Source organism: Luteibacter sp. 9133, assembly GCF_000800155.1.
GTDB lineage: Bacteria > Pseudomonadota > Gammaproteobacteria > Xanthomonadales > Rhodanobacteraceae > Luteibacter > Luteibacter mycovicinus.
The window spans coordinates 1061116-1084564 of the sequence record NZ_JUHO01000001.1 but is presented as its reverse complement, the minus strand read 5'-3'; the positions used below and the strand labels follow the sequence as shown (position 1 = coordinate 1084564).

20 protein-coding genes and 1 pseudogene are annotated in these 23449 nt (G+C 65.5%); 5 read left to right on the top strand and 16 right to left on the bottom strand.

Features of this window, described 5'->3' with window-relative positions; genetic code table 11:
- Positions 1–39: 39 nt before the first annotated feature.
- Genes FA87_RS04635 through FA87_RS04620 form a run of 4 tightly spaced genes read right to left on the bottom strand, consistent with a single transcriptional unit; the run spans position 40 to position 3531 of the window.
- Positions 40–630: a PqiC family protein gene (locus FA87_RS04635; protein ID WP_036115296.1), complete on the bottom strand. Its 591-nt coding sequence runs from the start codon at positions 628–630 to the stop codon at positions 40–42.
- Positions 627–2306: an MlaD family protein gene (locus FA87_RS04630; protein ID WP_036115299.1), complete on the bottom strand. Its 1680-nt coding sequence runs from the start codon at positions 2304–2306 to the stop codon at positions 627–629. The genes FA87_RS04635 and FA87_RS04630 overlap by 4 nt, the downstream gene beginning before the upstream one ends.
- Entirely contained in the window at positions 2303–2923 is a 621-nt protein-coding gene (locus tag FA87_RS04625) for a paraquat-inducible protein A (RefSeq protein WP_036115302.1), read from the bottom strand. The genes FA87_RS04630 and FA87_RS04625 overlap by 4 nt, the downstream gene beginning before the upstream one ends.
- Positions 2920–3531 (bottom strand): paraquat-inducible protein A, encoded by a 612-nt coding sequence (locus FA87_RS04620; protein WP_043692701.1) that lies wholly within the window; start codon positions 3529–3531, stop codon positions 2920–2922. The genes FA87_RS04625 and FA87_RS04620 overlap by 4 nt, the downstream gene beginning before the upstream one ends.
- Positions 3532–3702: 171 nt before the next feature.
- Here FA87_RS04620 and trxA point away from each other — a divergent pair, with 171 nt between their 5' ends.
- Positions 3703–4578: a thioredoxin gene (trxA, locus tag FA87_RS04615; RefSeq protein WP_043692700.1), complete on the top strand. Its 876-nt coding sequence runs from the start codon at positions 3703–3705 to the stop codon at positions 4576–4578.
- A gap of 96 nt (positions 4579–4674) precedes the next feature.
- Here trxA and FA87_RS20190 read toward each other — a convergent pair.
- Both FA87_RS20190 and FA87_RS04605 read right to left on the bottom strand, forming a co-directional pair.
- Positions 4675–5001 (bottom strand): annotated as a pseudogene (locus tag FA87_RS20190) (ester cyclase); the annotation flags it as partial.
- Between the two features lie 37 nt (positions 5002–5038).
- Positions 5039–5482: a DUF4442 domain-containing protein gene (locus FA87_RS04605; RefSeq protein ID WP_043692694.1), complete on the bottom strand. Its 444-nt coding sequence runs from the start codon at positions 5480–5482 to the stop codon at positions 5039–5041.
- A gap of 139 nt (positions 5483–5621) precedes the next feature.
- Between FA87_RS04605 and FA87_RS04600 the strand changes: the two genes are divergently transcribed.
- A complete protein-coding gene (locus tag FA87_RS04600) occupies positions 5622–7517 on the top strand; it encodes a M61 family metallopeptidase (protein WP_043692691.1) in 1896 nt (631 codons plus the stop codon).
- A gap of 937 nt (positions 7518–8454) precedes the next feature.
- Here FA87_RS04600 and FA87_RS04595 read toward each other — a convergent pair.
- The 5 genes from FA87_RS04595 to FA87_RS04575 form a co-directional block, all read right to left on the bottom strand.
- Entirely contained in the window at positions 8455–8973 is a 519-nt protein-coding gene (locus tag FA87_RS04595; RefSeq protein ID WP_036115320.1) for a DNA starvation/stationary phase protection protein, read from the bottom strand.
- Positions 8974–9047: 74 nt separating this feature from the next.
- A complete protein-coding gene (locus tag FA87_RS04590) occupies positions 9048–10442 on the bottom strand; it encodes an ATP-binding protein (RefSeq protein ID WP_043692687.1) in 1395 nt (464 codons plus the stop codon).
- Positions 10439–11104 carry a response regulator gene (locus FA87_RS04585; protein WP_036115329.1) on the bottom strand — a complete coding sequence of 222 codons (666 nt, stop codon included), beginning with the start codon at positions 11102–11104 and terminating at the stop codon, positions 10439–10441. The genes FA87_RS04590 and FA87_RS04585 overlap by 4 nt, the downstream gene beginning before the upstream one ends.
- A 90-nt stretch (positions 11105–11194) precedes the next feature.
- The gene (locus FA87_RS19725) at positions 11195–11803 is read right to left on the bottom strand and encodes a hypothetical protein (RefSeq protein ID WP_052191141.1); all 609 of its coding nucleotides are present in this window, start codon (positions 11801–11803) and stop codon (positions 11195–11197) included.
- 2 nt (positions 11804–11805) lie between these two features.
- A complete protein-coding gene (locus FA87_RS04575; RefSeq protein WP_043692684.1) occupies positions 11806–12321 on the bottom strand; it encodes a sigma-70 family RNA polymerase sigma factor in 516 nt (171 codons plus the stop codon).
- Between the two features lie 86 nt (positions 12322–12407).
- On the opposite strand from FA87_RS04575, the gene FA87_RS21365 reads away from it, so the two are divergent.
- Positions 12408–12986, top strand: coding sequence for a M14 family zinc carboxypeptidase (locus tag FA87_RS21365; RefSeq protein WP_342633150.1), 579 nt, complete (start codon positions 12408–12410; stop codon positions 12984–12986).
- A gap of 147 nt (positions 12987–13133) precedes the next feature.
- Positions 13134–14198 carry a hypothetical protein gene (locus tag FA87_RS21360; protein WP_342633149.1) on the top strand — a complete coding sequence of 355 codons (1065 nt, stop codon included), beginning with the start codon at positions 13134–13136 and terminating at the stop codon, positions 14196–14198.
- A gap of 62 nt (positions 14199–14260) precedes the next feature.
- Here FA87_RS21360 and FA87_RS04565 read toward each other — a convergent pair whose 3' ends face one another.
- Together FA87_RS04565 and FA87_RS04560 are read right to left on the bottom strand one after the other, a co-directional pair.
- Positions 14261–15883 carry a multicopper oxidase domain-containing protein gene (locus FA87_RS04565; RefSeq protein WP_239708986.1) on the bottom strand — a complete coding sequence of 541 codons (1623 nt, stop codon included), beginning with the start codon at positions 15881–15883 and terminating at the stop codon, positions 14261–14263.
- Positions 15876–17591 (bottom strand): alkaline phosphatase family protein, encoded by a 1716-nt coding sequence (locus tag FA87_RS04560; RefSeq protein ID WP_081996460.1) that lies wholly within the window; start codon positions 17589–17591, stop codon positions 15876–15878. The genes FA87_RS04565 and FA87_RS04560 overlap by 8 nt, the downstream gene beginning before the upstream one ends.
- A gap of 241 nt (positions 17592–17832) precedes the next feature.
- On the opposite strand from FA87_RS04560, the gene FA87_RS04555 reads away from it, so the two are divergent.
- The gene (locus tag FA87_RS04555; RefSeq protein ID WP_043692681.1) at positions 17833–19980 is read left to right on the top strand and encodes a M13 family metallopeptidase; all 2148 of its coding nucleotides are present in this window, start codon (positions 17833–17835) and stop codon (positions 19978–19980) included.
- Between the two features lie 58 nt (positions 19981–20038).
- Here the strand turns inward: FA87_RS04555 and FA87_RS04550 are convergent, their stop codons facing one another.
- The 3 genes from FA87_RS04550 to FA87_RS04540 form a co-directional block, all read right to left on the bottom strand.
- Positions 20039–21142 (bottom strand): glycosyltransferase family 9 protein, encoded by a 1104-nt coding sequence (locus tag FA87_RS04550; protein WP_081996459.1) that lies wholly within the window; start codon positions 21140–21142, stop codon positions 20039–20041.
- Positions 21143–21309: 167 nt separating this feature from the next.
- Positions 21310–22686: an ATP-binding protein gene (locus tag FA87_RS04545; RefSeq protein WP_043692678.1), complete on the bottom strand. Its 1377-nt coding sequence runs from the start codon at positions 22684–22686 to the stop codon at positions 21310–21312.
- Positions 22683–23348, bottom strand: coding sequence for a response regulator (locus FA87_RS04540; RefSeq protein WP_036118228.1), 666 nt, complete (start codon positions 23346–23348; stop codon positions 22683–22685). The genes FA87_RS04545 and FA87_RS04540 overlap by 4 nt, the downstream gene beginning before the upstream one ends.
- Positions 23349–23449: the final 101 nt, after the last annotated feature.

Below are 23449 nucleotides of genomic sequence, written 5' to 3'. Positions count from 1 at the left end.
CGTCAAGCCCGACGGCGCAGCCGAGGCTAACCGCCCCCGTTACTGGCAAGCCCCCGCCTGCCCCGCCGCCACGGCCCTGACGGCCGCCGCGACCTGGTCGGCGGCCTTGGCCAGCGCGCGCTGGTGAGCGTCGACCAGGCTGTCGTAGGTGCTGCCGGCCGGCTCGCTGACGCGGGAAGCGCAGGTGCTGGCGGCATCGGCGGCGCGGACCGACCAGCTGGCCTCGAGGGTGGCATTGCCGCCCACCTCCGAATCGAAACGACGGACATCGAACTGCACGCGGACGACCTTGCTGTCCTTGGCGCGCGGCAGCCCATGGACATCGTGGGTACCGAGGCGCGTCGACAGGTCGGCCGCGAGGGCACCGCGGATTTCGTCGCCCAGTGGCGACGCCCAGCGTTCGCCGTCGAGCACGGCGATGCCGCTGGCACCCTGACGGAGCACCAGGGCCGGCTGGTCGACCTGCGGCGGGACGGCCACCGCCTGTACGTCGATGACGAACGGTGCGGCGGCGGACGCCAGCGCCGCGGACGGCGGGATCAGCGTATGGAAATGCGTGGGCGCCGAAGAGCACGCGGCTAGCGTGCCCAGCAGGGTGACGGCGGTGGCGAGGCGGAATGTGCGGATCATGGCTGTACGTCCTTGCCCTGCTTCGGAGTCGACGGGAGGATGACCTTCGGCGGCGCATCGGCACCGCGTCCGCGCAGAAGCGCTTCCGGGTGACGGCCGAGGTAGTCGGTGAGGGCGCCCACGGAACGTACCGTGCGCTGCAACTCCTCGAGCGTATTGGCGATGTTCTGCTGCAACGGCGAGTCTTCGGACAGCGCGTCGTTGGCCGTGCCGACCGTCTTGTTCACACCCTGCAGGGTCTTCTTCGCCTCGGGCAACAGCTCGCCGTTGACCTGCTTCAGCGTGCCGTGCAGCTCCTGCAGGCTGCCGTCGAGATTCTTGCCGATCGAGTCGAACGGGATCTTCTCGACCTTGTCGACGATGCTGGATATCTGCTCCTGCAGGTGATCGAAATCGCCCGCCATCGTGGGTACTTCGAGCGGCTTGGTGCTTTCGTTGAACGCGACCTTCGGCGCCTTCTTGTCGAAGTCGATCGCGATATAGAGCTGGCCGGTGAGCAGGTTGCCGGTGCGTGCCTGCGCACGCAGCCCGTGGTCGACCATGCCGTGCAGGATGCGCGGCATCTGCTGCTCCTCGTTGCCGCCCACCGCCGCGCGGAGTTTCTCGTCGGCCTTGCCGAGGCGCTGCGGGTATACCAGGGCACCCACGACCACCGGGAAGGTCTTGTTGACCGGGTCGTAGTCGAGATTGACCGACACCACGCGGCCGACCTTCACCCCGAGGAATTCCACCGGCGCATCCGGTGCGAGGCCACGCAGGGAGTGCTGGAAGGTCATCCGGATGTAGAGCGGCTTGCCGTCGGGCGGTGCCAGCGCGGTCTGCTGGTCGTTGAAGAGGGTGAACTCGGCCATTTCGTCGGCCGGCGTCTCGTCGTGCGGACCCGGTGCGGACTGGAAAGCCACGCCGCCCGCGATCACCGTGGCGATCGACTGCGTGTTGAGCTTGAGCCCGTCGGCGCCCAGCGACACGTCGACACCGCTGGCGTTCCAGAAACGGGCATCCTTGCTGACGAAGCGATCGTTGGGACCGTCGATGAACAACTGCAGGGAGACGCCCTTACCGTCCTTGTCGAGCTCATAGGAAACGATGCGGCCGACCTGGATGCGGCGGTAATAGACAGGTGAACCGATATCCAGCGAGCCCAGATCCGAGGAATGAAGCACGAAGCGACGGCCTGGCGCGCCATGGGTCACCGCGGGCGGCGTTTCGAGGCCGGTGAAATCGGCCTGGTCTTCCTCGGAGTCGCCCGCGTCGGCGCCGATGAACGCGCCGGAAAGCAGCGTGTCGATGCCCGACACGCCGCTGGCCCCGATACGGGGACGCACGACCCAGTAGCGGGTGCCCTTGGTCGCGAAGGCCTTCGCATCCTTCTCGAGGTCGATTACGACCGAGATATGCGTGCGGTCCTTCGACAGGCGCATCGTGGTGACCTTACCGATCACCACGTTCTTGTACTTGACCTGTGTCTTGCCCGCTTCGATGCCTTCGGCGGTCAGAAAGGTCACGGTGATCTGCGGGCCGGCGGACAGCGCGTGGCTGACCAGCAGCGAGATACCGACCAGGGCGGCCACGATCGGCACCAGCCAGATGAGCGAGAAGCCCAGCTTGGACTTGCGCACCTCCGGCTGCGGAAGTTCGTCGGGAGACGGCGTGTTTCCCTCGTGGGTGTCGCTCATTGCGATTTCCTTTTGTCCCAGATCAACCTGGGATCGAAACTCATGGCCGCCAGCATCGTCAGCACGACGACGATGCCGAAATACACCACGCCGGGCAGGGGTTCGACGCGGCTCAGTATCTTGAAATGCACCAGCGCGGACAGGATCGCGACGACGAAGACGTCGAGCATCGACCAGTACCCGATCAGCTCGACGAAGCGATACAGCTTCGACCGCTGGCGGGCCACCATGTCGCTCGATCGCTGAACCGAGACGAGCAGGTAGCCCATGATGATGAACTTGAGCATGGGGACGATGATGCTCGCCGTGAAGACGATGACCGCCAGGCCCGGCGACCCGGCCCGCCACAGCTCGATGATGCCGCTGAGGATGGTGTTGTCGTCTTTCGAGGACAGGCTCTGCGTGCGCATGATCGGGAAGATGTTGGCCGGGATGTAGAACATCGCGGCGGCCAGCAGCAGGGCCCATGACCGGGAGACGCTGGCGTGTTTACGACCGTGCAAAGGGCTGCCGCAACGAGGGCAATGGGCGTGCTTGTCGTCGGTATAGGCGGTGACCAGTCGGCAGACGTGGCAGGACATGATGCCCATGTCCACGGCCCGGGGTGGCGCGTTCATGCGTTGGCGTCCTTCGTGACATCCCACAGGTGGCGCGGATCGTGGGTGGAGAAGACCGTGATCAGCAGGGTGAGGAAGCCAAACGCCCAGATACCCGGCCCCGTGACCACGTCGAAATAGGTGTGTGCCTTGACCACGGCGACCAGCGTGCCGAGCATGAAGACCTCGATCATGCTCCAGGGCTTGACCCGGACCAGCGACGACATGGCCCGGGAGAACCCCGGCGCCCGCCGACCGTCGCGGGCGAAGAACAGCACCCAGCCGAAGATCGTGATCTGGGCCAGCGGGAAGAAGAACAGGGTCAGCGCCGTCAGCACCGCGACGATCTGCGCCCCATCCTGCCACATGGCGATCACCGCGCCCCATAAGGTGGTCGCGGCGGTCATCCCCGAAAGACCCAGGGTAACGATCGGCGACACGTTGGCGATGACGAAAACGATAAGGGAGGCGACGATCAGGGCGAACTGGCCGTCCACGCTCAGCCACTGATGGCGATCGAGCACGGCCCCGCAGACGACGCAGTCGGAAACCTGTCCACGGGCCAGCGGACGCTTCCGGTAAACGGAGTCGCAATGCTCGCAGATGATGAGGTCCTGACCCTTACGCATGCCAACCCGGCGGTTCCGGGCCGGCTGGCCCACCGGCGTATGATCGCAAATCCGCGTAAACGGCGCATGACGAGCGCCCTAGGTCTGATCCTAAAAGCGCGTGCGACCTTGATATGCTCCCGCCCTTCCCCGATCTTGGGGGCATCGACATACCGTCCCAGGAGTTAGCCCGTGAGCAGTGCCCCGACCCGCAGTGAACACGTCTTCGACGCGACCACCGCCGGTTTCGAGACCGACGTCATCCAGGCCTCGCTCGAAACGCCGATCCTCGTGGACCTCTGGGCCGAATGGTGCGGCCCCTGCAAGTCGCTGGGCCCGATCCTCGAAAAGCTGGCGGGCGAGTTCAACGGCGCTTTCCGCCTGGCCAAGATCGACGTGGACGCCGAGCAGCAGCTGGCCGCCATGTTCGGCGTGCGCAGCATCCCCACGGTGATCCTCATCAGCGGCGGGCAGGTCGTCGACGGTTTCGCCGGCGCGCTGCCGGAAGGCCAGATTCGCGAATTCCTGACCAAGCACGGCGTCCAGCCGGCGGAAGCCGCCAATGACGACGTCGCCGCGGACGTGGCCCCGCCGGAAACCGCCGAGGACGCGATCAACCGCCTGCAGCAGGCGATCGCCGCCGAGCCCGACCGCGCGGAGCTGAAGCTCGATCTCGCGCTGGCCCTGATGCGGGCCGGTCAGGTGCAGCCGGCACAGGCGGAGCTCGACGCCCTGCCCGCCAACCTCGCCACCGATGCCCGGGCCGTCCGCCTGCGCAGCCAGCTCGAGCTGGCTCGTGCGCTCGAGGGCGCCCCGCCGCTCGAGGCCCTGCGCGAGCGCGTGCAGACCAACAACAACGACTGGGAAGCCCGCGACCTGCTCGGCGTGCGTCTGCTGATCGAAGGCGATAGTGCCGCCGGCCTCGACCAGTTCCTCGACATCCTCAAGCGCCAGCGCGACTGGCAGGACGGCCAGGCGAAGAAGCGCCTGCTCGCCGCCTTCGCCACCCTTGACGACGCGGCGCTGGTCAGCGTCTACCGGCGGAAGATGGCGTCGCTGGTCTTCTGATCGACACCCGCGCGGCATTCGCCGCGCGCTTCTCGCCAATTGCGCTTCGATGGCCGCCTTGTCGATCACCGACCAGACCTCGACGATTCGGCCGGCCTCGAATCGATAGAAGACGTTTTCGTTGAAAGCGATTCGCCGACCATCGACCGCGACGCCCATGAACCGGCCCGCGGGCGTCACGTCGAAGCGCAAACGGCAGGCGATATGCGGTGGCTCCGCCATCACGAACGCGATGTCGAACCGCAGGTCGGGGATGTCGCGAACGTCGCGCTCGAGCATCGCGCGGTAGCCTGGCAGGCCGACGCACTCGCCGTTGTATCGCACGTCGTCATGCACGTGTCGACCGAGTTCGGGCCATGCACGCCGATTGAGGCAGTCGATGTACGCGCGATAGAGGTCGCGAAGCGCGTCGGATTCACTCATGAGCACGACGCCGATGGGAATATCGACCGAGCGTAGCTCAGCGCCGCTTGCGGCGCACGTACAGTTGCTTGCCTACAGTAGCGACCAGTTCGCCCGACGCGGTGCGGATATCGGTATCGAACCAGCGCAGGTGCTTCTCGCCGTCGGCGGTCATCTCGCGGATCTCATCGAGCAGCGCGTCGTCGACGCGGAACTCCGCGAAGACATCTTCCCGACCGGGCGCGACGAAGCGGATTTCCCCGGCCTGGTCCCAGACGATGTATTCGCTCCCCAGCGACTTGAGCACCATGATCATCCAGAACGGATCGGTCATCGAGAACAGGTTGCCGCCAAAGTGTGTGCGCACGTAATTGCGGTTGTACCAGGCAAGCCTGAGCTTCACCCTGACGTAGCGGTAGTCGTCCATCTTCACCACGCGGATGCCGGCGAACAGGAAGGGCGGCCAGGCATTGAAGATGCGGCGCAGGGTCGATGCTTTCATGGCGCCATGCTAGCCGCGGCTGAGCGGTGGGCGAAGTACCCCGTTTAAAACAGGTATGACCTTTGGCACAGGTCGCTCCGGAACGCGGCCCCGACTATCGGGCGACAACGATCTCGTCCGCCAAGGGGAACCCAGAGCCATGCGCCTGCCGCTTCGTCGTGCCACCCTCGCCGCCGCCGTCTTGTCGGCGATGGCTATCTCCGCCGCCGCATCCGCAGCCCCGGCCGTTTCGCCAGCCATTCCCGCCGCCGTGGACAAACCTTACGCCGGCAATCTCACGCTCAACGTCGACCTGTCCGACGCCGCGAAGAACATCTTCCGGGTGAAGGAAACCATCCCGGTGACCGCCGGACACGTGGTGCTGCACTACCCGAAGTGGATCCCGGGCGTGCACGGCCCTTCGGGCCCGTTGTCCAACGTCGCCGGCATCCAGGTCACCGCCAACGGCAAGAAGATCCCGTGGCGTCGCGACCTGCAGGAAATGTATGCCTTCCACGTCGACGTACCCGAAGGCACCGACAAGCTCGAGCTTTCGTTCGTTTATCTCGCCCCGGCGACGCCGAACTACGTGCCACTCTCCTTCAATGAAGTGTCGTTCTATCCGGCCGGCTACTACGCGAGCCAGATCAAGGTCGATCCGAGCGTGACCCTGCCTGCCGGCTGGAAGTACGCATCCGCGCTGGAGACCGCGTCTCAGAGCGGCAACACAGTCAGTTTCAAGACCGTGAGCTACGAGAACCTGGTCGACTCGCCGGTCATGAGCGGCAAGTACTTCAACCGGATCGACCTCGCTCCGGGCCAGGAAACGCAGGTGCACCTCGACATCACCGGCGATACCGCCGCGGGCGTCAAGGCCACCGACAAGCAGATCGAAGTACAGCGTAACCTCATCGTGCAGGCCAACAAACTGTTCGGTGCGCACCACTACGGTCATTACGACTTCCTGCTGGTGACCTCGGATCACACGGGCCATTTCGGGCTCGAGCACCACCAGTCCAGCGACGATCGCCTCTTCGCCAACTTCCTCACCGACGCCGACGTCAACGTGGCCGCGGGCACCCTGCTTCCGCACGAGTACATCCATTCGTGGAACGGCAAGTTCCGTCGTCCGGCGGACCTGTGGACGCCGACCTTCGCCGAGCCCATGCAGGACGACCTGCTCTGGGTCTACGAAGGCCTGACCGACTACTGGGCCGGCGTGCTGACCGCCCGCTCGGGCATCTGGACCACCGACCAGTGGCGTGACTCGCTGGCCGGCATCGCCGCCGACATGTCCGCACGCACGGGCCGTTCGTGGCGCTCGCTGCAGGACACGGCCGACGGCATCCCGCTGTCCTCGCGTGGCGGCAGCCCGGGCTGGGGCAATCTGCGTCGCAGCTCGGACTACTATCCGGAAGGCCAGCTACTCTGGCTGGACGTCGATACGAAGATGCGCGACCTGTCCGGCGGCAAGCACACGCTGGACGAATTCGCGAAGGCCTTCTACGGCATGGACAACGGCAGCTACACGCCGAAAACCTATACGTTCGAGGACGTCGTCTCGACACTCAACGGCATCCAGCCGTTCGACTGGGCGAGCTTCCTGCGCCAGCGCCTCGATTACACGGGCGACACCCTGCCCGAGCACGGCATCGAGGGCGGTGGCTGGAAACTCGTCTACGACGACAAGCCGACCGCGTTCGCGAAGACGGCGGAAAAGATCCGTAAGTCGGTCAACCTCGCATACTCACTCGGCATCGTGGTTAACGACAAAGGCTCGGTTACCGACGCGCAGTGGGACGGTGTAGCCGCGAAGGCCGGTCTCGTGCCGGGCGTGCAGCTGGTCGCCATCAACGGCAAGGATTACTCGGCGCAGGTCCTGAAGGACGCCGTGACCGCGGCGAAGGGTACGAGCACGCCGATCGAGTTCCTGATCAAGAGCACCGACGACTACGCCACGATCAAGGTCGATTACCACGAGGGGCTGAAGTATCCGCATCTCGTGCGTGGTGAGGGCAAGGACCTGATCGGCGCGATCGCTACGCCTAAGAAGTAACGAGGCGCGCGGGGAGACATAGGGTCGGAGCGAATGGCGGCGTATGTTCCGCCATTCGCGCTGGCTTTTTTTTGCGCCGCTGGTGGCGTTATTGAGGGCTCGGCTGTCGCCTTCGCGTTTGGCTTTGTCGCGGCGTGTGGTGTCGCATGGAAGAGCCGGCGGGTGCCACCCTCGCGTCCACGCCTGCGGCGACCCCTCAGGGAAAGGCCGCTCCGCGGCCGTATCTCAATGGCCATCGGCCGGGTCGGGCTCCGACTGGGGGTTTTCGAGTCGGCTGTCCCTGCCTCCCCGAAAACGGCCGGTCATCCCTGACCGGCCCCCTGCGGGCCTCTTCCAGTCGGCGCCCTCGCCTGCGGCTACCGGACGCGAGGGTGGCACCCGCCGGCTCTTTGGGGGACTGAGGTTGCGGGTGGGACGAGCGGCGGTGCGCTTCGTTGGCTGGGACCGCTCGCTTGCCTGGGGTGTATGGCCTCATTCGCCTTAGTCAGGCTGAGGGTTCGCGAACAGGGTTCGCTCCTACCGCACGGCGACCGCAATGGTGGGATACATGGCGGCCTGTAGGAGCGCGCCCTGCGCGCGAAAAGCCAACGAAGCGAAGAAGCCACACCCCGCTCGACCACCAACCCACCTCGGTACACCAAAGAGACGGCGGGGGTGACCCTCGCGGCCGGTAGCCGCAGGCGAGGGCTTCGACTGGACAAGGCCGCGAAGCGGGGCCGGTCAGGGATGACCGGCCGTTTTCGGGGAGGCAGGGACAGCCGACTCGAAAACCCCCAGGCGAAGCCCGACCCGGCCGAAGGCCATTGATATACGGCGGCGGTAGCCGCCTTTCATTGAGGGGTCGCCGAAGGCGTGGCCTCGAGGGTCACCACCGCCGGCTCTTAACGACCACACCGCACGCCGCGACAAAGCCAAATGCGATGGCAAAGCCGAGCCCTCAGCTCTCGCGCGCCGCCTCAAAGAGGAACCACACGCGGCGCTCCGTCTGGTCGATCCAGTTTTCGATCAGGCTGGCCGTGGCGACGTCGTTGTATTCGTCGCACAGCGCATGCGTCTCACGCATGAAGCCCGTGAGGCGCTGATTGTCCTCACGCAACTCGGCCAGCATGTCCTGCGGCGTGACGAAGTCGGCGTCGTTGTCGGACAGACGTTGCAGACGAGCGATGTGCCCGATCGAATGCAGCGTGGTGCCGCCGAGCTTGCGCACGCGCTCGGCAAGATCGTCCGTCATGGCGAAGATCTGCTCGCCCTGCTCGTCCAGCAGCAGGTGCAGGTCGCGGAAACGCGGGCCGGACATGTGCCAGTGGAAATTCTTCGTCTTCAGGTACAGCGCGAAGGTATCCGCCAGCAGAGCATTCACCTCGGCGGCAATGTCACGTGTCGCGTCGGCACCCAGACCGTTGGGCGTGCGCAGGTCGGCCTTGCGAAGGTTTTTGGTCGCTTGCGGGTTCTTCATCGGAGCGCTCCTTGGACAGGGACTACGAGTATGCGCCGGGGTTTGTTAGCAGAATTGCACGGATTTCCTGTCGGTCATGCCGCCGGCAGCGTCACAACGACGCGCAGGCCTGACCCGCCATGGCGATCGAGCAGTTCGATGGACGCGCCATGGAGTTCGGCGGCGCGCTGCACGATCGACAGGCCCAGGCCATAGCCCTCGCCGTGGGTGTCCACGCCCCGCTGGAAACGGGTGAACATGGCCGCGCGGCGGTCCGGCGGGATGCCGGGGCCATCGTCGACCACCTCGATCCGCGCCATGCCGTCCACCGAACCGATGGCCAGTTCCACATGACCGCCCTGCGGCACATGGCGGAAGGCATTCTCCAGCAGGTTACGCAGCAGGGCACCCAGAGCGACGCCGTAGCCCTCGACGAACAGGTGGTCGGGCAGTTCGCGGACACTCATCTCGACACTGCCCTTGCCGACCAGGGGCGCCAGTTCATCGATCACCTCGAGGGCCAGTTCGCCGAGATCCACGCGACTGCGCGGGCCGGACGCGGCACCCACTTCCAGGCGCGCCAGCGCCAGCAGCTGCTCCGTGCGCCGGGCCAGCGAGACCAGACAGGCGCGTGCGGCCTCCAGCGCGGAGCGCGTAGCCTCGTCCGGTTGTGCGGACGCCATCGCATCCTCGAGGTTGATCATGGTCGAGGCGAGTGGCGTACGCAGTTCGTGCGCCACGTCCGCACTGAAGCGGCGTTCGCGATCCAGCGCGCTTTCGAGCCGACTGATCTGGTCGTTGAGAGCCGTCAGCACCGGCTGCAGTTCGGTCGGTGCGTCGGACAGGTGAATGGGCTCGCGACTGCCGGGCTCGCGTCGGGCAAGCGCACTGGCCAACGCCTCCAGCGGTCCCAGACCGCGACGGATGGCCCAGCCCACCAGAATCGCCAGCAGCGGCAGACCGAGCAACGTGGGCAGACCGTGCTCGATCCACAGCGCGCGGGTGATCTCGTGACGGCTGTCGTAGCGCTCGCCGGCACGGATCGTGATGTTTTCGCTTTCCATGATCAGCGTGAAGACGCGCCATTCGTGATGCCCGGTCTCGACATCCTCGAACGCGCCATCGGCGGCATGCGTGTTGGGCAATCCGGCCAGATTCTCGGTACCCAGCAAAAGATGGCCGTCGCGATCGAAGACCTGGAAGCCCACTTCGGATTCGAACGTGCGCCCCTGTACCGTGAGTTCCTGCGGATGATTCGACACGCTCGGCACCAGCAGCCGCGCGTCGCGCTGGCTGCGCAGCTGCTCGACACCGATGCGGCCGACCAGAACTTCCAGCGTGCGGGCCGCCTGCGCGAGACGACCGTCCGATAGTTCGTCCACTTCTTCGAGTGTGCGCTTGGCGCTGAGTACACCCAGCGGCAGCAGCACGGCCGCCAGAACGATGACGATCAGGATCAGCAGCCGCGATCGGAGACTCAGCGGCGTCAAAGCGGTTCCCGCGGAATCATGTAACCGAAGCCTCGCACCGTCTGGATCGCCTCGTGGCTCAGCTTACGGCGCAGGGAGTGCACGAGCACCTCGAGTGCGCTGGTGCTCATCGCACTGTCCGGCCCATACAGCGAGGTCTCCAGCGACTCGCGACGGACGATCCGGCCCGCCCGCTCCATCAGCGCCTGTAACAGCGCGAACTCACGCCGGGTCAGTTCCACCTTCTGTCCGTGCCAGACCACATCGAACGTGCCCAGGTCGAGGCTCAGAGCGCCGGCTTCGAGTTTGTTCACCGCCGCGCCACGCACCCGACGGGCCAGCGAACGGATGCGCGCCGCCAGCTCATCGAGATGGAACGGCTTGATCAGGTAATCGTCCGCACCCGCATCGAGCACCTGGATGCGCGAATCGAGGGCATCGCGCGCCGACATGACGATCACCGGTGTGGTGACGCGCAGACGACGCGCCTCGCTGAGCACGTCCATGCCATCGCGCCCGGGTAGGCCCAGATCGAGCAGGACCAGGTCCGCGTCGTGGTCGCGCAGCGCGGACAGCGCCTCGTTGCCGTCGCGGTACCAACTGATCGTATAGGCCAGTCGTTCCAGCGCGCGGCGGATGGCATCGCCCAGCTGGGCGTCGTCTTCGACGAGGATGATGTGCAAGGGAGAGCCTCCGTATGGGCCCAAATTATCCCTATGCCCGGCTTAGCGCCAGCTTATGGATCCGTTGTCCTTGCCCGGGTCACGACCCGGTCACCCCAAACGAAACCGCTCGATCTCGTCCAGCCGCTCCTGCGCCCGCCGTACCGCGGAACCTTCCGGCTTTCCGTCCAGTCGCGAGACCACGATGAAGACGCCGAGGCACACCACCGCCGTGAGCAGCTGCAAGCCGACGAAGGCCGGATTCGCCGCCACCACATCCACGCCCAGCAAGCCAAACGCCCAGATCACCATCGCGACCCACATGAAACACCCGACCACACCGAACCAGCGGCCCTCGCGGATGCGCCACGCCCGCAGGTCGGCGATCCGCGCCTGCAGCGTCAGCACGGGCGAGGCCTCGTCCACCCGGGCTACGAGGACGAGAGTGCGGACGGCGGCGACGATCATGGCGACGCCATAAAGATGCAGCAGAACGCCGGTCACCAGAAGGCTCGGCTGCGCCCGGTGATCGACCCAGAACGACCCGGCCGCTACCGCCAGCATCAGGCCCGCGATCAGCTGTATCAGCTGCCAGGCCACGAGCGCGCGCAGTTCCGACTTCACGCCTCGGCGCCGGCCCGACACCAAGACGGCCGCCTCGATCCGATCCAGCCGCCGGTCGAGCTCCGCCCATCCCGCCTTCAGTTCGTCGAGTTCCATGATCAACTTCCTCTCGTGGATGCCCGGCCGGTCATATCCCGGCGCAGGCGTTGCTTCAGGCGCGCGATACGCGTGCCGACGTTGGACTCGCCGATACCCAGCACCGCCGCGATCTCGGCATGCGGCAGCTCGTCGAGGTAAAGCATGGCCAGCGCCCGGTCGAGTGGCGCGAGTGCTTCGATGGCCCTGGCCAGCAGCGCGAGCCGCTCGTCCGGCTCATCGATGGGTGTACCGCCACCCAGGGTGTCGATCAGCGCTTCGTCCAGCGGCTGGTGCCGCTCGCGTTCGCGCCGGGCATGCGAAAGTCCGACGTTGAGCGCCACGCGATACATCCACGTGGAAAACGGGCGGGCGACGTCATAGCTGGCGAACGAGCGCCAGACCTGCAATGCGATCTCCTGAGCGAGGTCGCGCCGGTCCTCCTCGCCGCGGGCATACACCGCCGCGACCTTGAACAGGATTTTCCGATGGGTGTGGAGCAGCGCCTCACACTCGCGCCGCCTCGCCTGATCCGCCATGACGCCTCCTCTTTCCCCCATGATTCGCCGTGGCGCGAAAAAAATCACACAATGACCCGATTCCCTTTCCGAAGGCTGGCCTGACCGTGACGCTTCAAGCACGACTTCTCCTCGCCCTGATCGCGGTGACCCCGATGACGATCCACGCGAAAGACACCTGGACCACGCCCGCCGAAGCATCCTCGTTCCGGACCACGCCATCGTATGCGGAGACGCAGGCGTTCCTGCGCCGGCTGGCCCGCGCCGCGCCGGACACGATCCGTCTGGAGACGTTCGGTACCACGCCGGAAGGCCGCCCGATGACGGTGGTCGTCGCCGGCAAGGACGGCGACCTCACACCCGAGCGCGCCCGCGCGGCGGGCAAGCCCATCGTGCTGCTGCAGGCGGGCATCCACCCGGGCGAGATCGAAGGCAAGGACGCGGGGCTGATGCTGCTGCGCGACTTCGCCACCATGGGCCGCCTGCCCCATCTGCTCGATCACGCCGTGCTGGTTTACATCCCGGTGTACAGCGTGGACGGGCACGAGAACTCCGGCCCGTATTTCCGCATCAACCAGAACGGTCCCGAGGAAATGGGTTTCCGTGGCCAGTCGCAGTACCTCAATCTCAACCGCGACTACGTCAAGGCCGACGCGCCGGAAACCCGCGCGTGGCTGACACTGTGAAACGCATGGAAGCCCGACCTGCTCATCGACATCCATACGACGGATGGCGCGGACTATCAGTACGACCTCACGTGGTACGCGGAGGATGCACATAAGCTGCCACCGTCGATCGCCGCCTGGCAGGCGAAGGCTTTTGCCGGTCAGACCATGCCCCGCTACGAAAAGCTCGGTCATCTGGCTTCGCCCTACCTCGAGTTCCGCGACGGGCGCGATATCACCAAGGGCATCGAAAACTTCGGCTCGGGTCCGCGCTTCTCGACCGGTTACGCGGCGATCCGCAATCGCGCCGGGTTGCTGATCGAAACGCACATGCTGAAGTCATACGAAGTTCGCGTGCGCGCGACGTACGACGTCGTGCGCAGCATGTTCGAGGTGATCAACGCCGATCCTGCCGCGTTGCTGCAGGCGTCGAAGGATGCGGATCGCTGGGCGTCGTCACTTTCCGCGCAGCCAGGTGCTTCGTTGCCGGTCACCTTCAAGCTGGACCCGACGCCGAAACCGTTCCAGCTTAAGGGTTACGCGTTCACCCAGACAAAGAGCGACATCTCCGGCGACCTCTGGGTCCAGTACGACCCGAAGACCAACAAGACCTACGACATCCAGAGCTGGAACGATCTGCTGCCGGATGTCTCGGCACCAATCCCTGCCGCATGGGCGATTCCGCCGCAGTGGACCGACATCATCGAGCGGCTGGATGCGCAGGGCATCCCTTATACGCGTACGACCGCCGCGACGAAGGTCGCCGTGACGCGCGACGAGCTGACGCAGCCGAAGTGGGCGGATAAGCCGTTCGAGGGTCATCACATGTTGAAAGACGTCGTGGTGACGCCAGCGAAGGAAACCGTCGAGTTACCCCCGGGTACCGTGATTGTCCGCGCGGATAACGTCGATGCGGTGCTCGCTCTGAACCTGCTCGATGCGCGCGCGCCGGACTCGGTGCTGCGCTGGGGGTATCTCAATGGGATCTTCGAGCAGAAGGAATACGGCGAGCCTCGTGTGCTCGAGGCCCTGGCGAGGAAGATGCTGGCGGAGAATCCTTCGCTGAAGGCGGAGTTCGACGCGAAGGTGAAAAGCGACGCGGCGTTTGCCGCCAGCCCACGCGCGCGGCTGACCTTCTTCTACGAGCGCAGCCCGTGGTACACAGTGCAGAAGGTGGGTGCTTATCCGGTGTTGCGGCTGGATGCCCCCGCGTTGCAACAACTCGCCCATTGATTGTAGGAGCGCGCCTTGCGCGCGATGCTTCTGATCAGAAGCTTCGCGCGCAAGGCGCGCTCCTACACCACTACCTCGAACGGTCGCATCATTTCATTCGCCTCGTGCTCCGCCAGATGGCAATGCCATGCATACCGCCCGGCATAGCCATCGAAGGTCGCCACGATACGCGTAATCATCCCCGGATACACCTGCACCACATCCTTCCAGCCACGTTCATGCGCCGGTGGCTCCTGCGCCGGCCCGACGTAGCGGATCGTCTTCTTTTCCATGTACTCGTCGACGTCATAAGGCCGCCGGTCGAGAATCTGGAAACGAACGAGGTGCAGATGGATCGGATGCGTGTCCTCGGTGAGGTTCACCAGATTCCACATCTCCGTCGTGCCCAGCTTCACTGTCTCGGTCACCGGGTCGTGCCAGCGCTTGCCGTTCAACAGCATCAACATCGGCGTCGCGACGCAGTCGCTGTATTCGTCCAGCGTGAGCTCGCGTGACCTCGACGCCGTGGTTTCAGTGACACGCGGCAGATCGCGCAGCACGTCCGGTACCCGACTGACGTCCCGCACTTCGCCCTGCCCCACGGCAAAACGCATCAGCGGCAGCGCATCGTTCATCAGCTCGACGCTGGCGCCGCGCAACGAAGCGAAGTCGACGACGAGGTCCGCACGCTCGCCCGGTGCGAGAAAAAGCGACTTCACCGTCGCCGGCGCGGCAAGCAGCCCCTGGTCCGATCCGATCACCTGAAACGGTCTGCCGTCGCGAAAGCGCAGATGATAGAACCGCCCATTGGCGGCATTGAGCACGCGCAGGCGATAACGACGCGGCTGCACGTCGGCCCGGGGCAGGATCGCACCGTTGACCAGTGTGAGGTTGCCGAACACCTCGGGCACCCACGGCGCATTCGCATCGCCGGAATCCGGGTAGTACAGCCGCCCGTCCGTACGCAACCATCGGTCGGCGAGCACCAGCGGCAACTCCTGCTCGCCCGAGGGCAAGCCAAGCGACAGCTCATGGTCATCGCGCAACAGGTAGAGACCCATCAGCCCGGCATACATGTTCAGCCGGTTGATGCCCATCGCGTGATCGTGATACCAGAGCGTCGAAGCATCCTGGACGTTGGCGTAATGGTGCTTGCGTGACTTGCCGGGGACGTACCAGTCCTCCGGAAAACCATCGTCCGCGCGCGGCACCCTGGCACCGTGCAGATGGACGATGGCACGCACTTCGGGCTTGTCCGCCTCCGCACCGCAGATCGCGTGATCCACCGGCAGGAAATGCTTCGTCGGCAGCGCGTTCTCCCAGACCACATCCACCGGCTGACCCGTACGGGCTTCGATCGTCGGCCCGGGATAATGGCCGCCGTACGTCCATAGCGTCGTCGGCGGCAGATCGCGGTGCAGCTTCTGCGTCGTCTCGGCCATGCGGACGTGCAGCGGCTTATCCTTCCCGGCGTGCAATGTCGGGGGCAACGGCAGCGGATCGACAAAGGCGGCGAGCTTGCCCGGATCGACCAGACCCGGCATCCGCGTCGTGTCACCCATGGGATGCATGCACAGGTTGTTGCCCACCTTCGCGGCGGGCGCGGCCTGCATGCCGTGCATGTCATGCGCGAGCAGCCGCGACGGGATCCACCCCGCCGCGGCCGCCCAGCCCGCCGTGGTCAGAAACCGGCGGCGATCAACCATGCCCACCGTTCCCGAACGGCCAGTGCGGCCAGCCACCACCGCCCGCCTGCTTCGGCTGACCGGTCGACTCGTCGAGGATCAGCTTGCGATCGAACAGACGCGGCAGGAAGAAATCGAACATGCCGTCCAGGCGACCGGCCTGTGCGTCGGTGGATCCGCCGCCGATGCGCTTGCCCGACAGCCAGTTGTCTTCGATGAAGCGCGTGATCGAGCTCTGGTCGGTAACGCTGTGATCGACCATGTTCTCGCGCGCCCACGGGGACACCACCAGCAAGGGCAGGCGCGGACCGAAACCGCAGCGGCCCTGCGCCGGTGTCTTGCCATCGAGGCCCGGCAGCGTGCCATGGCCCTTGCACACACCGTCGCCGTCCAGCGCGTCGGTGCTGCCGACCGATGCGTTCATGTGCGGCGGCGCCTGGTGGTCGTACCAGCCATCGGAATCGTCATAGGCGATGATGACCGCCGTGTCCTTCCACTCGGCGCTCTGCTGCAGGGTATTGATCACGTGGACGACGAAGGCCTGTTCGTCGAGCGGATCGGAATAACCCGCATGGCCGTCCTGATACGCCGGAGCCTTGAGGAAGCTCACCGCCGGCAGGTTGTTCGCATCGAGCGCGTCGTAGAAGTCTTCGATATCGTACTGATGGTTGGCCGCGTCGGTCTTGCCGATCGTCGCCACCGAGGTCGGACGCGCATGCGTCGGGTTCGCGGTGGACGGGTAGTACTGGAACGGCTCGTGATGCTGGCTGTAATCGTTGGACGTGGTGTGGGTCACACTCGACAGGTGGCGGCGCGTGCAACCCGTGCTGCCGTCGGCGTTGGTCCGGGTAAGGTCGAAACCGCCCTGGAACCAGCCCCATGTGATGTTGCGCTCGTTGAGCAGGTCGCCGATGTTGCGACCGCCCATCGTCACCTGATTGGCCGTGGGCGACGAGCAGACATCGCCGATCGGATCGGGATCGCCGATCATCGTCAGACCACCGTGCCCGTCGTCGGTCTCGGCACCGGTACCGTTGAGCGTATCGATCACGCCGGCGGTCTGGCCGGCGATGAGGTTGACCGCACCCGGCGTGGACGGGCCAAACCCGGTGCCATAGTGGTTGTCGCTCATCGCGAAGTTCTGCGCGTAGTTCCAGTACGCGGTGACCGTGTTGCCGTCGTAGTAGCCCATGACCTGGCCCTTGCCCTCTTCCGCCGCATCGCCATCAGGCAGCGTTTCGCCGCGACCGGTGTACAGCGGGAACAGGTCCATGCGACCGCCGTGGAAGGCCCGCTGCTCCGATGTGTAGCCGTGGTCCTGATCGGCCGTCGCCGCTTGCGCGCGGGTCAGGCGAAACGGATTGATGGCGGCATCCGCGTTGGCTGTGTTGCTGGCGTTGGGATTATCGGTCAACAGGCGATGCGTCAGACCGTTGACCGGCGGCGTGAACGGCCGCGCGTAGAACGCGGGCTCGCCTTTCGCATTGGCGGCGAACGGATAGGTGCCGAAATAGTGGTCGAAGGAGACATTCTCCTGAAAAATCACGACCACGTGCCTGATCGGGGTGGCCGTGCGCGGATCGCTCCCGGGGCCACCGTGACCGAAACCCAAGCCGAGGGCTTCCGTGGCCGAGGCCGCTTCCGCGGGGTCGGTCTGCTGCGCGACGACGATCGACGCACCGGACAGGGTGAGCACGCAGGCAATGCCCGCGGCCAGTAACTTGCGCATGACGTAGCTCCTCGGTGTAGACGTCCGAATTGCGTGGGTGGGCCGCATCCCCTGTCATGCGGTCCTGCCGATTCTGCGAACCGCCTGTGACAGTCCGGGGTCACTGGCTCGCGAGAACTTGCGAAGTTCACTGAACCATGACCTTCGTCACGGTTGGCCCTGCCGCCGCCCTCCAGCCGTTATCCTCAGGGAGTGCGGTGCCCGGGGGCGCCGTTGCAGCCACTTTCACAGAGGGACACCCATGACCCAGCAGTACCTGAAGCCGCTCGCCCTGGCGCTGACCATCGCGCTCGCCGGCACCGCCTGCAGCAAGCACAACGACGCCGATACCGCCGTCCCGGGCGGCAACACCCCGTCCCCGTCGACCACGGCCGCACCCGCGCCCGCGCCGGCCGCGACGACCGCCGCCGCACCGGCCGGCCCCACGTTCAACGTGGCCGACATCGATACCAGCATCGACGCTTGCGACGACTTCAACGGCTTCGTCAATGCCAAGTGGGTGGCCGCCAACCCGATTCCGGACGACCGCACCCGCTGGGGCGCCTTCGACCAGCTGGCCGAGAACAGCCTGAACACGCAGCACGAAATCGTCGATGCGATGGACAAGGGCGCCGCCAGCGCCACCGCCGGCTCGATCGAGCAGAAGATCGGCCTGCTGTATCGCTCGGGCATGAACGAGGACGCGATCGAGAAGGCCGGCATCGAGCCGCTCAAGCCGGAGCTGGCCAAGATCGACGCGCTGAAGTCGCCGCAGGACATCGCCGATTTCCTCGACGCCAGCTTCAATGATGGCAACAGCTACGTCTTCGGCTTCGGCGCGGGCGCCGACTTCAAGAACGCCAAGACGCAGATCGGTTTCGCGCAGCAGGATGGCCTGGGTCTGCCGACCAAGGACTACTACACCGATCCGAAGCAGGCGGATAACCGCAAGGCTTACGTCGACTACATCTTCAAGACGCTGACCCTCGCCGGCGTCTCCGATGCCGACGCGAAGACCCAGGCCGACGCGATCATGAAGTTCGAAACCCAGCTCGCCGCGGCCTCGCTCGCGCCGGTCGAACTGCGTACCCCGGAAAACCAGTACCACTTCGTGACCGTCGCCGACGCGGACAAGATCACCCCGCACTTCAACTGGGAGAAGTTCTTCGCCGCCCAGGGTGTGACGGTCGACAAGGGCTTCTCGCTGTCGCAGCCGAAGTTCTTCAAGGAGTTCGACAAGATGCTGGCGTCCACGCCGGTGTCGACGTGGCAGGCCTACCTGCGCTTCCACGCCATCGACGGCGCCTCGCCGTACCTGTCCAAGGCCTTCCAGGACAACAAGTTCGACTTCTACGGCAAGACCCTTGCCGGTCAGCCGCAGCAGAAGCCGCGCTGGAAGCGCGTGCTCGGCACGGTCAACTCGTCGATGGGCGAAGGCCTCGGCCAGCTCTATGTGGCCAAGGTGTTCAAGCCGGAAGCCAAGCAGCGCGCCAACGAACTGGTCGACAACGTGCGCAACGCCCTCAAGGCGCGCATCGAGAAGCTCGACTGGATGAGCGACGAAACCAAGCAGAAGGCCATCGCCAAGTGGAATACCTTCCTGCCGAAGATCGGTTACCCGGACAAGTGGCGCGACTGGTCGGGCCTGGACGTGTCCGGCGAAAACTACTTCGGTAACGTCGAAGCCGCCAGCAAGTTCAACTACCACTATGACATCGCCAAGATCGGCAAGCCGACCGACCGCCTCGAGTGGGGCATGACCCCGCAGACGGTCAACGCTTACTACAACCCGACCGACAACACGATCAACTTCCCGGCCGCGATCCTGCAGCCGCCCTTCTTCGACGCCAACGGCGACGACGCGATCAACTACGGCGGCATCGGTGCCGTGATCGGTCACGAAGCCAGCCACGGCTTCGACGACGAAGGCAGCCAGTTCGACGGCGAAGGCAACAACAGCAACTGGTGGACCGCGGCCGACAAGAAGAAGTTTGAAGAGCGCACCGCGAAGCTGGTCAACCAGTTCAATGAGTACGCGCCGATCAAGGACAAGCCGGACCTGCACGTCAACGGCAAGCTGACCCTCGGTGAGAACATCGCCGATCTGGGCGGCACCGCCGTGGCATACGACGCGCTGCAGGAAGCCCTGAAGAAGAACCCGAAGGAAGCCGAGTCCAAGATCGACGGCTACACCCAGGACCAGCGCTTCTTCCTCAACTGGGCCCGTGTTTGGCGCGGCAGCGTCCGCGAGAAGCAGGCGATGCTGTACCTCAACGTCGACCCGCACGCACCGGCCTCGCTGCGCGCCATCGGCGCTCCGTCGAACATGGAATCGTTCGCCACGGCGTTCCAGTGCAAGCCGGGCGCGAAGATGGTCCGCGCCGGCGATAAGCAGGTGAAGATCTGGTAAGTCGGTTCGATTACGCGATCTGAAAACGAAAGCGCCGCACAAGAGTGCGGCGCTTTTTTTATGGCGAACGGCGACGTTGCAGATGCGCCGCCGTTCGCGTCGCCGCGTGTCGCGGACACCCGTCATCACAGGCGATGGCGGCGTTGTTACGCCCGTACGGCGCATAACGCCCCGGGTCGGTAGGCCCGAATAAACCGACGGTGGTCGCGTTCGTAGCGGCTGCCAGATGCATCACGCCGCAGTCGGCACTGATGTAGGTTCCGGCGGCCTCGATGAAGCTGGCGAGCTTGCGCGGATCGCTCGTGTAATACGTGGGATAGCCGCCACCAAGGCGCGACTGACCATCGGCGGATACGAGCTCTACGATGCAGACATCGCCGATGCGTGCGAGCAGTGCGTTCGCGAAATCGCTCCACCAGTCGGTCGGCAGGCGCTTCGAGCCGGTCGCGTTCGGGAAGATCGCTATCACCGGCAGGCCGCGTTCGTTGGCATCGCGAAGCACCCGCGTGAGGGCGTCCTGCCCACAGCGACGTTCCGCATCGGTCAGCCTGACATCGAGCAACGGAACCTCCCCCTCACCACGGGCACCCAGCGCCCAGCGCAACGCCTGCACCGGCCGTGCCGCGAGGTGCGTCACCGGACCCTCGTTCGGCATGGCGTCCGTACGTAACTGAAAACGGGCCTTCGCCATGGCACTGGCGATACGCCCGGATGACGACCCCGCCGCCGCGTCGATGACCAGGTCATAGCGACGCGAGCGCAGCTTGCGCAACGCGCCGATCGTGGCGAGGGGGCGCCGCGCCGCGCGTCGATCGAGGGTCATGCAGTCTCCGACGATGTCGAACCCGCGAAACACCGAATGCGCCGCGGGACCGGCGGAGAGCAGATCCACTTCCGCGCCCGGGAAACGACGTTCGATTTCGACCAGCAGCGGAGTGAGCAGCAAGGTGTTGCCGAGCCGGTGATTGGGGCGGCAGACCAGAATGCGCTGGATGCCCGCGGCGGGAAGCTGGCCGGCGCCCACGAGGTTTTTCGGCGGAGCGACCAGGTGCCGCGCCAGCCAGGCCGCGACCCGGCGACGCCAGAGCGCGGCGTTGCCGTGCATGGGCGTGCGAGCCGGCTCGTTCGATGTGGTCGATGACAGCGACGCGACAGGAGGCATGGGCGAACTCTCTGGAAGTCTGCCGCCAACGATGCCGCAGCAAGCTTATGCCTTGCTGTCCGTGGGATGACGATTCGACGTCCGTGCGCGCCCTGGCGCATGGGATTGGGAATGCACGATGTCGTGCTGCGAGGGCAGCTTCGCCTTCGCGCCCGGCTCGCCGAGGCTCAATGGGGCAAGCCGACCCTGACGAGTAGTCCGGGCCCATCCGGTGGATCGAGCAGATCGACGCTTGCGCCGTGCAGCCGCGCCGCCCGCTGCACGATCGACAGGCCGAGACCAAAGCCATCGCCCAGGCTGGTCGCCTCACGATGAAACCGTTCGAACACCGCTTCACGTCGTTCCGGAGGAATACCCGGACCGTCGTCGCGGACTTCGATCACCGTCGCCTTCGCATCCTGCTTCACGGTCAGGCATACATGTCCGCCCGCCGGTGCATGCCGAAGGGCGTTCTCCACAAGATTGCGCATCAACGCATCGAGTGCGGGTCCGTGCGCTACAAGCCAGACAGGCAAGGTCGGTACCGACACGTCGAGATGCCGCGCGTCCACGCGAGCCGTCGCGCGCAACTCGTCGACGACCGCCCGCGCGGCGGCGCAGAGGTCGACCCGGCCACGCGGCATATCGTCCGCATCGTCGAGTCGCGCCAGCAGCAACAGCTGATCGGTGCGTCGAGCGAGCGATTGCAGGCTGGCATAGGCGTCCGGAAGCGAGGCGGCCGCTCTCATGCCTCGCTTTTCCGCGATCGCGCTGTCGAGATTGATCATGGTCGAAGCGAGCGGCGTACGTAGTTCGTGCGCGACGTCGGCGCTGAAACGTCGCTCACGCTCGAGGGCATGACCGATCCGGCGGAACTGTGTGTTCAGAGATTCCACGATGGGCCGTATTTCTTCGGGCGCTCCGGCGAGCAACAGCGTGTCGCGACTCCATGCCGTGCGGATCGTCAGCAGGGAAGTCAGCGTATCCAGCGGCCGCAGCGCACGTCGCACCGACCAGCGCACCGCCACTGCCAGCAACGGAATACCCAACAACAACGGCAAGGCGTGCTCGATCCACAGAGCACGCAGCACGTCACGCCGGCTGTCGTAGCGCTCACCCGCCGTGACCGTAATGCCCCGGGCGGAATCCCGATGCGTGTAGAGGCGCCAGTGGCGGCGATCGATGTGCACGTCGCCGAAAGCACCATCGCCTTCCGGCGGCGCACCCAGCCTTCGCATGTTCTCGGTAACCAGCAGCACACGGCCATCGGCGCCGAGTACCTGATAGCCCACCTCGACCTCATGGGTCGGCGTCTCTCCGAGATGTCCTGTGACTGGCACATCGGGCAACGACTGACTGTCGTGCGCCACCTCGATATGCGCAAGACCCGTCTGCGCGATCATCGCGTCCATGCCCAGCGCCGCCTGAGCCAGCCGGGCGTCGCATAGCGCGTCGACATCGGCGAGCGTGCGCCGTGCCGCGAACCAGCCCATCGGAATGAGCACCGCCACCGCAAGCAGGCCGATCGACCAGCGCAACCGCGATGCGATGCCGCGTTGGCTCACGTCAGGTCTCGCGGCACCATGTAGCCAAACCCACGCACGGTCTGGATCGCCTCGGGGCTGAGTTTCCGCCGCAGTGAATGCACAAGCACTTCCAGCGCATTGGGGCTGACGTCCGACTCCATCCCGTAGACCGAACTCTCGATCGATTCCCGGCGGACGATCTTGCCGTGCCGCTCCATCAGGATGCGCAGCAGGGCGAACTCGCGGCGGGTGAGTTCGACACGACGCTCCTGAAAGGTGACCTCGAGCGTGCTCAGGTTGAGCGACAACGCACCCGCGTCAAGCTGATTGTCCGCGAGGCCCTGCGCGCGTCGCGCCAGCGAACGGATCCGTGCGGCCAGCTCGTCGAGATGGAACGGCTTGGTCATGTAGTCGTCGGCGCCCGCGTCCAGCCCGCGCACGCGCGATTCCACGCTGTCACGCGCGGTCATGACGAGAATAGGCGTCTTTACCTTCAGCCGGCGGGCCTCGGTGATCACCTCGATGCCGTCTTTTTCCGGCAGCCCGAGGTCGAGCAGGACCAGATCGACGGACTGGCTGCGCAGCGCCTCCAGGCCTTCGGCGCCCGTGCGCAGCCACGTGACCGTATACGCCAGATGCTCCAGCGCGCGCTTGATGGCTGCGCCGAGCCGGGCGTCGTCCTCGACCACGATGATGTTCACGTTGTACGTCCTCGGTAGCGCACTGAGATTCTGGTATCGCATCCGTGCGCGGCGAGGCACCCACGTTTCCGGCAACCCCGGCGCATTATCCGAAGGGCTAC